11 protein-coding genes are annotated in these 7,016 nt (G+C 61.2%); all 11 read left to right on the top strand.

The features are described 5' to 3' along the window. Positions 1-597 precede the first annotated feature (597 nt). Positions 598-1,206: a helix-turn-helix domain-containing protein gene (locus KBZ15_RS15280; RefSeq protein WP_255016058.1), complete on the top strand. Its 609-nt coding sequence runs from the start codon at positions 598-600 to the stop codon at positions 1,204-1,206. A 100-nt stretch (positions 1,207-1,306) separates the two neighbouring features. After that, positions 1,307-1,744, top strand: a complete 438-nt coding sequence (locus KBZ15_RS15275) for a hypothetical protein (RefSeq protein ID WP_255016057.1) — start codon at positions 1,307-1,309, stop codon at positions 1,742-1,744. A gap of 159 nt (positions 1,745-1,903) precedes the next feature. Next, entirely contained in the window at positions 1,904-2,476 is a 573-nt protein-coding gene (locus KBZ15_RS15270) for a site-specific integrase (RefSeq protein WP_255016056.1), read from the top strand. 1,230 nt (positions 2,477-3,706) lie between these two features. Next, positions 3,707-3,973 (top strand): hypothetical protein, encoded by a 267-nt coding sequence (locus KBZ15_RS15265; RefSeq protein ID WP_255016055.1) that lies wholly within the window; start codon positions 3,707-3,709, stop codon positions 3,971-3,973. Between the two features lie 2 nt (positions 3,974-3,975). Then, entirely contained in the window at positions 3,976-4,233 is a 258-nt protein-coding gene (locus tag KBZ15_RS15260) for a DUF6926 domain-containing protein (RefSeq protein ID WP_255016054.1), read from the top strand. Positions 4,234-4,257: 24 nt separating this feature from the next. Then, entirely contained in the window at positions 4,258-4,518 is a 261-nt protein-coding gene (locus KBZ15_RS15255; RefSeq protein ID WP_255016053.1) for a hypothetical protein, read from the top strand. Between the two features lie 91 nt (positions 4,519-4,609). Beyond that, positions 4,610-4,915 carry a single-stranded DNA-binding protein gene (locus KBZ15_RS15250; protein ID WP_255016052.1) on the top strand — a complete coding sequence of 102 codons (306 nt, stop codon included), beginning with the start codon at positions 4,610-4,612 and terminating at the stop codon, positions 4,913-4,915. After that, positions 4,912-5,955, top strand: coding sequence for an ArdC family protein (locus KBZ15_RS15245; protein ID WP_255016051.1), 1,044 nt, complete (start codon positions 4,912-4,914; stop codon positions 5,953-5,955). The genes KBZ15_RS15250 and KBZ15_RS15245 overlap by 4 nt, the downstream gene beginning before the upstream one ends. Before the next feature lie 155 nt (positions 5,956-6,110). Continuing rightward, positions 6,111-6,320 carry a hypothetical protein gene (locus tag KBZ15_RS15240; RefSeq protein ID WP_255016050.1) on the top strand — a complete coding sequence of 70 codons (210 nt, stop codon included), beginning with the start codon at positions 6,111-6,113 and terminating at the stop codon, positions 6,318-6,320. A 138-nt stretch (positions 6,321-6,458) separates the two neighbouring features. Further along, positions 6,459-6,737, top strand: coding sequence for a galactose oxidase (locus KBZ15_RS15235; RefSeq protein WP_255016049.1), 279 nt, complete (start codon positions 6,459-6,461; stop codon positions 6,735-6,737). Between the two features lie 11 nt (positions 6,738-6,748). Next, positions 6,749-7,016 (top strand): DUF1651 domain-containing protein (locus KBZ15_RS15230; protein WP_255016048.1); only part of this gene is annotated, 268 nt, incomplete at its 3' end.

The following is a 7,016-nucleotide window of genomic DNA, read 5'->3' as shown; positions in this document are numbered from 1 at the left end:
GTGTTTATTCGATGAGCTCGGCTATCGAGATACCGTCGACGCTACTCGTTGATGTGGCCGCATATGGCCAAAGATCTGGAGGCAAACGTTCTGTGTTTCCCTCCAGTTCCCTAGGGGCTCGGCGGCGGTACAAGGTGCGAAAGGCTCGCGGAGCGTTTTTATCGGGGGGAGTCCCCAATAACTTCCCGTCGTATGATGCCAAGCCTGCCGCAGCCGAGGCCTCCTGGATGAAAAGCGGAGGCAAAGTGGGGGCAAATTCGGATTCAAATACCCAGTCCTACCAAAGGGTTGGATGCAATGGACCCAAAACTTCTATTGACTGAGTTTGGTATTTAGGAAGCAGGAGATACAGGTGGGGGATGTCCCGATGATGTACAGGGGTAGGGGTGGCACTACCACCTGGCTGGGTTGGAGTTTTTTTTGCCTCCAGCCCCCGTTGCCTCCAGCTCGCGACCTCGCATTCTTTGGAAAGGGGTGACCATACTTGAGGTCGAGATCACTAGCAGCCCGCATATTGACTGCTCACTTTATCACGGCCTTGTCAGACTGGCCTAAGTTGCCCTATGGCTTTTGGGACAGACATCGCACAATGGATCCGTGAAGCTCACGCAGGCTGAGCGGCGGCGCCAGGTAATTGAGTTGCGTAGAGAGGGGCTTTCAATCGACCGGATTGCAGAGCGCATCGGCTTCAGTCATCAAACAGTGCGTAATGACTTGCGCCACTATCTCAAAAAGCTTGACCAGGAAAATCTCCAAGCAGCTGCGGCCCTGCGAGCCGAAGAATTTGCCTCCCTGCAGCGGGCCTCCGCGCTGGTAGAAGCCGAGGTATTTGAGCACAAAGAGCTCGACCGTATTGCAGATTTGGTTAAACTATCAGAGCAGAAACGAAAGATCTATGCACTTGATATTCAGCCAGTTCGTAAAGCTGAAATCCAGCATAAAAAGAGCGTAGTTATTGAACTAATTACCACGCTAAAAGCCCGCATCAGTCCTTTCGCTTACGCCGAAGTTCTTGGAGCACTTTCTGATGATGATAGCTACAAACTCATGGGCCACTTTGTTAAAGGCGGCAGCGAGATCGGAATTGCACCGCCTGGAGAGCTCCTCGCGGGAGGCCACGCTGCGCAAGGCTTTGGCTGCTCGCCGCAGGTCAGCTGCTACGGGTTTGAACCCAATGGCGAACCCCTGCCCTTGGTGGACCCCTGAGCTGGCTACCGCGCACCGCGCCTGGCTCGAGGCAGCTGTGCCAGCGGTTGTTTCATACGAGCAGCTTGATCCATGCCGCCAATGGCTTGCAGGCCAACCCGTGCTCCTGCGCAGTAGTGGCCACGAGCACGTTGTGTGGGTGCGCCTGAATAGCAATGCCTCCTTTGGCAAGCGCTGGCTGGGAGGCTCCATCCCCGACCAGCGGGTGTCGCTCACTGAGCTGAGCACCCGTAACCCACGCCAGGTATGGAGGCACCCTTTCGAACTGCAGCTTGCGATTGCGCTGCTGAGTTCAGGCGCGGGATATGACACTCGGTGCGCCTGGCTGCGTGACATCGATGAAGAAAACGAGCCAGGGCTTTTCGACCTCCTGCTGCTAGCGCAAGAGGAGCTGGGCCACCGCCCGGAGCATGCCCCTAACAATTGGTCAGCGACGCCTCAGGAGCCGCGAGCCCGCCGCGGCTGGACCCGGACCGAGCTCGAAGGCCTTCGCGTGCCGGAGGGCGTGGTCGAGCCCGTTCTGGCGGCAGCGAGCTAGCAAAGGCGGTTCTCAATAAGAGCTCTTGCTGAGAATCAACAAGGCGCCTCCAGCGCGGCCTTGGGGCCTTGGATCCGAGAACGACTGCTGCCAATGGTGAGTTGCTCTATTGTCGAAAGAGCAACTAGAAGGGCAGGCCCTGCCCGCCCTCCCTCACCCATGGCCAAGGTTGATCGCCACGGCAGCGCCACCACGCTGACGGCTGAACAGCTGGATCAGCTGCTTGATGAGGCGCCTTCACCCCGGTATCGGGCGCTATGGGCTATTCAGCGCTGGACTGCCGGTCGCATCGGCGAATGCCTGGCTCTGAGCTGGGGAGATGTAAACGGGGCAGTGACCTTCCGCCGAGCCAACACGAAGACCAAGAGGACACGACAGGTTCCTGCCGCGACAAGGCTGGCCGCCGAGCTCGATGCCTACCGCCACGCCTGGACGAAGGAGCACGGCCACCAGCCAGCCCGCAGCGAGTCCCTCTTCCCCGCCAAGGGCTCAACGCACACCCCGATGTCACGCCAAGCCGCCGACAAGGCCCTGCGCCAGACCTGCGCTGCGCTTGGCATGCAGGGCGTCAGCACGCACAGCTTCCGGCGCAGCTTTGCAACCAGCGCCCTGCGCCGCGGGGTCGATCTGCCGACGATTCAGCGGGTAACGGGCCACAAAAGTCTTGGGAGCCTTGGCCACTACCTGGAGGTCGGAGAAGCCGAAGTGATGGCGGCAATAGAGGGTGCCTGAGGGTGCAGCTGTTCACGAGAAAGCCCTGCCATGCGCGAGATCCTTTCTGGCGCAAGGGTTTGACCCTGTTCACGTCTCGACGTGGGGTGGGACGGCGCATGGAGGGGTTCTTAGAGCGGGGATTGAGTACACCCAGGACTGAATTCACAGGTCCAGCGACCCGCAATGCAGCTCAGACCCAGATGACGGCACCCGTTCCCTCATGCCTCCCCCGCCAGGGCTATTTCACTCTGTAATTGCCTCACACAGCAATGAAGTGACCGCAAAGAAGTAACATCTATCTATATACATTTCGCCTGCCAGGATGAATATCTACTCCGCCCTCGTCTCTATCTCAGCATTTCCATATCTGCGCTCCCTAGATATTGCGCAAACTCCTCAAATCGCTTGACGTTCTCGCCATCTACCCCTTAGGTTGGTTTCAACCGATGAGGCAGGACTGCGCGGCAGTCGCTCACCTTCTACGGCCAGGCCCTCAGCTACTGCAGCCGGGCTGATCAAACCCTTTAACACTATTACCAGCACCGATACGGTGCCTTGCCTATGCACAGCAGCTGAGCGGCTTACTTGCCGCGCCAAATCATAGAAACGCTTCCCCGGCGGCCACACGGTCGCACCCCACAAGGTGCTGCCGTCAACTGATAGGTGCAAGTGAGCGGGCCAGGCTTTCTGCCTGGGTTCTGGGACGTGCGGTCCCCGTGGCGCGCTCATTCGGCCAAGTGGATCAGGGGGTGAGCGGGCAGACGAGGGGTGGCCTGATTGGCTGTTCACCCCGAGGACGGATCACGCCGGTGCGGGCCCTTTATGGGCTCGGGTTCTACAGGTGTCCCGTGACTGAGTTGCCCCAGCGTTCCGGACTTTTGTTCCGGTTGAATATAAGCGCAGGACAGTATCAATAGACGCTAAGTCTTCCTCCTGCTGGATCTTGCGATCCTGACGCGCTGTGCACCCCGTGTGCCAACTCGTCGCAGCCAGTGCAAATCCGGCTACCAGTCTCTGAACGTGACTGAAATGAAGGGAAAACACACCCGACAAAGACCGTTCCAAAATCCAATCCACCTGTGATCTAAGCCGGCGCTGCCGTGTGATCGCAGGCAAGGCGCAGCATCGCCCGACCCGTGTCCCTGCAGGTCGGGCTTTTGCTGTTTGTGGGTTCAATTCCCGCTGGGTTGGCTCGCCTCGCCCCAGTGGCGGGGCTTTTCGTATCCGCTCAATCCACTCGCCCAAATAATGACAACCCAATCGAGATCGTTGCGCCTGGCTGATTGTCTCAGCCGGGCTCCTTTTGCGTGGCCCGGAGGCTACCCCCTCTACGCCATTACCAACGATGGCGCCGCACTATGCCGGCACTGCTGCCATGCGGAGCGCCTGTCAATTGCCACCACCACCGGAGATGACGGCTGGAACGTGGTGGCTCAGGCCGTCAACTGGGAAGACCCAGATTTGCTTTGTGATCACTGCGGCAGCCGCATCGAATCGGCTTACGCGGAGGGCTGACCATGAGCTCTCTTGAGATCGAGACCTTCCAGCTCCCGACCCATTGGGCCTGCTACTTCATCAACGCAGACCCCAGCAGCTTGGATGATGCCGACATTGCTGCCGCCGATGGCTGGTGGGAGGAGACCTTCCCATGCCAGTCCGTCTCCTGCGTGGATATCACCGAGGAGGGGCACTTCTGCAAATACCACAACGCCGATCGTTGGTGCCTGGCCTGCGATGTGGCGACGTTCACCTTCCTGATCCACCAGGAGGGCTGAACGATGTTTCGCAACCTCTGGTTCATGGACGCTTGGGCGCAGTGCGAATTGCCTCCAGCGTGTATCTGTGACTGTTCGTCAAGTGGCCCCGTTGATGAGGCCGTTGAGTTCTGGGTCAAGCGCCTGGACTTCGACGGGCCTCCCTGGCTCATGCGGCGCCACCTGCGTGGCTATTGCGCCTGGACGGCGGCAGATCTCTGCGATCACCAGGCCAACCGCCGCCGCCTGCTGTGGATCTGGGCCTGCAACTGCCGCGACGGCGATTCATTGCTGGCTCTGGAGTGACGCTCCGCGTTGTTCCCGCTGCCACGCCCGGCTGAGAGCTGCCGTGCACTTCGTTATCTATCCACTCACCCGGCCACAGGCCGGCTTTTTTATGACTGCCTCAATAACCCTGGTGGGTCGTGCCGCGACCACACCTGCGGCCGTGTTCTACGAATCCGGAACGGTCCGCGTCACTTTCTCGATAACGATCAACCGCCGTCGCTTTGGCGAGCCCTCCGAGCCGTTTCATCTCGAGCTCTGGGGTAATCAGGCCCAGCGTGCCTACGACGAGATCAAGCTCGGTGAGCTGATCGGCGTGATCGGCGAGATCCGCATGCAAGAGGGCCACCCCTGGGTCCTGGTTGATCGCATTGAGTTGCTCGGCGCCCCCTGCACCGATGTTGCAGAGGTGGCATGAGTACAACCACCAAGGCCAAGACCAAGGCCCATCGCCCATCCACCAGCCGCGGAAGTCGCAAGGCTTCTGGCTCTGATCGGGGCCCGTCACCCGAAGAAAAGCTGGTCGCGGATCTCATCGCCCTGATCGAGCAGGGCACCGCGCCTTGGCGGCGGGAATGGCAGGGCCACCAGGGGGCCCACCGAAACCTGCTCACGGACCACGCCTACCGCGGCTCCAACCCGCTCCTGCTCGAGTTCGGCGCACTTCTGAAAGGCCACACCCTGCCGCTGTGGCTCGGCGCCGCCCAAGGCAAAGCCAACGGCTGGTTCCCCCGCAAAGGCTGCAGCGCGGTTCGAATCGTGCGCCCACAGCTCAACCAACGCGAGCAACTCGATGCCAACGGTGGAGCTGTGCTGTCCCCCGACGGCGAGACGCTCACCACCAGCTGGGTTTCCTACAAGATCGTGCCGGTGTTCAACGCCGCTGATCTGAACGGCACCTCACCTGAGGCCCAGCAGGCCCTTGAGGCGGCGATCGCATCAGCCCTGCACCTGGCAGGCACCCCTGCCACGCCTGCTGCTCGTCTCGAGCATGCCGAGTCAGTGCTGGAGGCTTGGCCAGTGCCAACGGTGTTCGGTGGGGCTATTGCCTGCTACAGCCCAGCGGCGGATCGCATCGCCATGCCGGCGCCGGAAGCCTTCTCAAATCGAGAGGCCTATGCAGCCACCTGGGCCCACGAGCAAATCCACTCCACCGGCCACCCCTCACGGCTGGAGCGACCTCAGGGCGGAGCGATGGGCAGTTCTGTCTATGCCCGAGAAGAGCTAGTGGCCGAGCTCGGGGCTGTGATCGTCTCCCAGCGGTTGCAGATCGGATCGGACTTTCAGAACCATGCGGCCTACCTCTCCCACTGGGCTGAGCTGCTGCGCGAAAAGCCCTCGGTGCTGTTTCAGGTGCTGAGCGCTGCGCGGCAGGCGGCTGATTTGATCGCTCCGGAGCCAACCGGCGCAGCAGGCGCAGTAGATGACGTGACGAATCCAGAGCCGTTGGCGCCATGAAAAGACCGGGGGGCTCATCCCCCGGTCCGGGCGTATCCGCTCAACCCAAGCAGTACCCCGCCCAGGGTGAGCGATTCGAGCCTATGGGCCTCAAGCCACAGCGACAGCCACAGCAAGGAACCAGTTCCTCAGCCCCATCCACCAAAGTCATCTCCATGAGCCACAAACCAAAGCGCCGCACCAGCTCCACGATCTCTGCTTTCGCGCAAGATAACTTCTGGAGCGCGATCGCCGCTTACTCCTCTGAGCTCGCCCACGTGGCAGGGCCGCTGCTGGACGCGATCGGCCAGACCGCCAACGCCATCGAGCGGGCCGAACGGCAAAACCGTGCCCTGGAGGCAGCCTTGGAGGAGTGGGAGGAGTAACCCCGCCTGACTTTGCACTACACAGCAATCAGGCGACAGGAAAAATCGGCCAGGCCAGTGGCGACTGCCCCCCGAGCACTCGCACTTGCCTGAATCGTTCTGACGAGCTAGTACAGGAGTACGCATGCAACAGTCACCATGGTGCCGCTCCTCCTCTCCCGCTTAGAGCCCTCCCGCAAGGAGGAGATCGAAGACTGGCCTTGGCTTGATAAGGCGGTGCTCCGCTCCAGCCGCAGCCGCCAGGTCTGCATGACGTGCCACTTCTTCCGCCACCACCCAGGGCCCGAGTGCATACCGCTGCTCACCTGCCACCTAAATCAGGGCCTGATCGCCCACGGCGAGCACCTCACCAGCCGTTGCCAGAGCTGGACCGAAGACCTGCATCGACAGCGGGGCTGGGCGCCTGAGGTGGCCTAAGCCGCAGGCCCATGCACATCGGTAACAGGCAGCGCCCGCCGCTCTCACCTCGAGAGGGCTGGCTCAGCGATGGCCGCCAGGTGCTGCATTTCCGGCCGCCCCGCTGGGACCGTTGGTGTCAGCAGCTAGAAGTCACGGTCGGGGAGCTGTTGCCGGATCAACCGGTGCCGCTGCTCAAACGGCGGCTGGAGCTCAGCCGCGAGGAGGCCCTCAAGCTCTGGAGCGAGAAGCGGCAGGTGGGTTGGCAGGCATGTCCGCCGCAGTGGATCCCGCAGAAGC

Origin of the sequence: Cyanobium sp. BA20m-p-22 (assembly GCF_024346275.1) — a bacterium.
In the GTDB taxonomy this organism is placed as follows: domain Bacteria; phylum Cyanobacteriota; class Cyanobacteriia; order PCC-6307; family Cyanobiaceae; genus Cyanobium_A.
The sequence above is the reverse complement of the archived record's forward strand: the minus strand, read 5'-3'. Positions and strand labels throughout refer to the sequence as shown.

Bases quoted from the DNA above. Each gene is read 5' to 3' on its own strand.
- KBZ15_RS15270 (WP_255016056.1), top strand. From the start codon at position 1,904: ATGGCCAAGGTTGATCGCCACGGCAGCGCCACCACGCTGACGGCTGAA.
- KBZ15_RS15265 (WP_255016055.1), top strand. From the start codon at position 3,707: ATGACAACCCAATCGAGATCGTTGCGCCTGGCTGATTGTCTCAGCCGG.
- KBZ15_RS15260 (WP_255016054.1), top strand. From the start codon at position 3,976: ATGAGCTCTCTTGAGATCGAGACCTTCCAGCTCCCGACCCATTGGGCC.
- KBZ15_RS15255 (WP_255016053.1), top strand. From the start codon at position 4,258: ATGGACGCTTGGGCGCAGTGCGAATTGCCTCCAGCGTGTATCTGTGAC.
- KBZ15_RS15250 (WP_255016052.1), top strand. From the start codon at position 4,610: ATGACTGCCTCAATAACCCTGGTGGGTCGTGCCGCGACCACACCTGCG.
- KBZ15_RS15245 (WP_255016051.1), top strand. From the start codon at position 4,912: ATGAGTACAACCACCAAGGCCAAGACCAAGGCCCATCGCCCATCCACC.
- KBZ15_RS15240 (WP_255016050.1), top strand. From the start codon at position 6,111: ATGAGCCACAAACCAAAGCGCCGCACCAGCTCCACGATCTCTGCTTTC.
- KBZ15_RS15235 (WP_255016049.1), top strand. From the start codon at position 6,459: ATGGTGCCGCTCCTCCTCTCCCGCTTAGAGCCCTCCCGCAAGGAGGAG.